This is a genomic window from Actinotalea sp., assembly GCF_035443605.1.
Lineage (GTDB): Bacteria > Actinomycetota > Actinomycetes > Actinomycetales > Cellulomonadaceae > Actinotalea.
Genome location: NZ_DAORSQ010000183.1, coordinates 1 through 3005, shown reverse-complemented (window position 1 = coordinate 3005; position 3005 = coordinate 1). Strand labels below are relative to the sequence as shown.

At 74.0% G+C, this 3005-nt stretch carries 2 protein-coding genes; both read left to right on the top strand.

The annotated features are described in order from the left end of the window. The first annotated feature begins 252 nt into the window (after positions 1-252). Positions 253-1932, top strand: coding sequence for an arginine--tRNA ligase (argS, locus tag PKY62_RS12915; protein WP_324537598.1), 1680 nt, complete (start codon positions 253-255; stop codon positions 1930-1932). Beyond that, positions 1929-3005 (top strand): diaminopimelate decarboxylase (gene lysA / locus PKY62_RS12910; RefSeq protein WP_324537596.1); only part of this gene is annotated, 1077 nt, incomplete at its 3' end. The genes argS and lysA, both read left to right, overlap by 4 nt.

Here is a 3005-nt window from a genome sequence, read left to right as displayed (position 1 = left end):
GAGCTCGGTCAGCTCGGGTTCGGCGGGGATACGGGTACCGACCGGCCACACGCCGGAGGTGATCTGCTGGCGCAGTCGTCCGACGGCGAGGTCGATGAGGTTGGTGCGTCTCATCCCATCTCCGGTCCTTGGGGGTGGGGTGCAGTCAACACCGCGGACGGCCCCGCGCGCACCTTCCGGCCCTGCGCGGGGCGACGGTTCACCCTCCGGAGGGGCCGACGGGGGCGTTCGGGCGCTCGGTAGGATCGGCCGGTGACCCCCGCTGAGCTCTCCCAGGCGCTGCACGCCGTCCTCGTCGCCGCGCAGGCAGACGGCACGCTGCCGATCGACCCGACCGCCCTGCCCGCGACCGTCGCCGTCGAGCGTCCGCGCTCGCGCGAGCACGGCGACTGGGCCACCAACGTCGCGATGCAGCTCGCCAAGAAGGCGCAGATGCCGCCGCGGGCGCTCGCCGAGGTCCTGGCCGCGCGGCTCGCCGACGTGCCCGGGGTGGCATCGGTCGAGATCGCCGGGCCGGGCTTCCTCAACATCCGCCTCGAGGCCGGGGCCGCCGGCGAGCTGGCGCGCACCGTCGTCGAGGCGGGCGCGGCCTACGGACGCAGCACCGCTCTCGCCGGCGAGCGGATCAACCTCGAGTTCGTCTCGGCCAACCCCACCGGCCCGCTGCACATCGGCGGGGCGCGCTGGGCCGCCGTCGGTGACTCGCTCGCCCGGATGCTCCAGGCCGCCGGCGCCGAGGTGACGCGCGAGTACTACTTCAACGACCACGGAGCGCAGATCGACCGGTTCGCCCGCTCGCTCCTGGCCCGCGCGCTCGGACAGGACGCCCCGGAGGACGGCTACGGCGGCCAGTACATCGCCGACATCGCCGACGCCGTCATCGCGACCGTCGTCGCGGCCGGCGAGCCGGACCCTCGCACGCTGCCCGCCGCCGCGGCGCAGGAGGTGTTCCGCGCCGGTGGCGTGGAGCAGATGTTCGGCGAGATCAAGGCGACGCTGCACGAGTTCGGCGTGGACTTCGACGTCTACTACCACGAGGACTCGCTGCACGCCTCGGGTGCCGTGGACCGCGCCGTCGCCCGCCTGCGGGAGCTGGGCCACGTCTACGAGTCCGACGGAGCCACCTGGCTGCGCACCACGGACTTCGGCGACGACAAGGACCGCGTCATCGTCAAGTCGGACGGCGAGGCCGCCTACATCGCCGGTGACCTGGCCTACTACCTCGACAAGCGTGAGCGGGGCTTCGACCGGGTCATCATCATGCTCGGGGCCGACCACCACGGGTACATCGGTCGGATGATGGCGATGTGCGCGGCGTTCGGCGACGTCCCGTGGACCCACCTGGAGATCCTCATCGGCCAGCTGGTCAACCTCGTCAAGGACGGGGAGCCCGTGCGGATGTCCAAGCGGGCCGGCACCGTCGTGACGATCGACGACCTCGTCGAGGCCGTGGGCGTGGACGCGGCGCGCTACTCGCTCGCGCGCTCCTCGGTGGACTCGATGATCGACCTCGACGTCGACCTGCTCGCCAGGGCGACCAACGAGAACCCCGTCTTCTACGTCCAGTACGCCCACGCACGCACCGTCAACGTGGCGCGCAACGCCGCGGACAGCGGGGTGCGGCGCGAGGACGGTTTCGACCCCGCGCTGCTGGTGCACCCCACCGAGTCCGAGCTGCTGGCCCGGCTCGGCGAGCTGGGCCGCGTGGTGGCCCAGGCCGCGGAGCTGCGCGAGCCGCACCGCGTCGCGCGGTACCTCGAGGAGGTCGCCGGGGCCTACCACGCCTGGTACGTGCAGTGCCGCGTCACCCCGCTGGGCGACGAGGCGCTGGGTGACGTGCACCGCACCCGCCTGTGGCTCAACGACGCGACCCGGCAGGTGCTCGCCAACGGCCTGGGCCTGCTCGGGGTCGGCGCGCCGGAGCGGATGTGAGCCTCGACCGGCAGGTCTGGCCGGCGAGCACCGGCGTCGGGCCCGACGGCGCCGTGAGCATCGGCGGGGTGGACCTGCGCGCGCTGGCCGCCGAGCACGGCACGCCCGCCTACGTGCTCGACGAGGCGGACTTCCGGGCCAGGGCGCGCGGCTACCGGGAGGCCTTCACGGCCGCGTTCGGCGCCGTGGGCACCACGGTCGACGTGTACTACGCGGGCAAGGCGTTCCTGTGCACCGCCGTGGCCCGCTGGGCGCACGAGGAGGGGCTGCGGATCGACACGGCGACGGGCGGCGAGCTGGCCGTCGCGCTGCGCGCCGGGGTGCCCGGGGCCGACATCGGCCTGCACGGCAACAACAAGTCCGACGCGGAGGTCCGGCGCGCGCTCGACGCGGGCGTCGGCCGGATCGTCATCGACTCGATCGTCGAGGTGGACCGCGTCGCCGACGCCGTCGCCGCGCACCCCGCCTACGGCGGAGGCAGACGAGCCCCGGTCATGGTCCGCGTCACCACGGGCGTGCACGCCGGGGGCCACGAGTACATCGCCACAGCGCACGAGGACCAGAAGTTCGGCCTGTCGGTCACGGGCGGCCAGGCGATGACGGCCCTGCTCGCTGTCCTGGCCCGCCCGGAGCTCGAGCTCATCGGCATCCACTCGCACATCGGCAGCCAGATCCTCGACCCGTCGGGCTTCGAGGCCGCAGCGCGCGTCGTCCTCGCGCTGCGCGCCGAGCTGGCCACCCGCACCGGGCACCTGCTCGCCGAGGTGGACCTCGGCGGCGGGTACGGCATCGCCTACCTGCCGGGCGAGGTCCCGCTGGACCCGGCCCGCGTCGCCACGGACGTCGCCGAGGTGGTCGCGCACGCGTGCGACGAGCTCGCCACGCCCCTGCCGCGCGTGTCCATCGAACCAGGGCGCGCCATCGTCGGGCCCACGACGGTCACGCTGTACACCGTCGGCACCGTCAAGCCCGTGCCGCTGGACGGGGGCGTGGTGCGCACCTACGTCTCCGTCGACGGCGGCATGAGCGACAACCTGCGCCCGGCCCTCTACGGCGCGCGCTACACCGCCGCC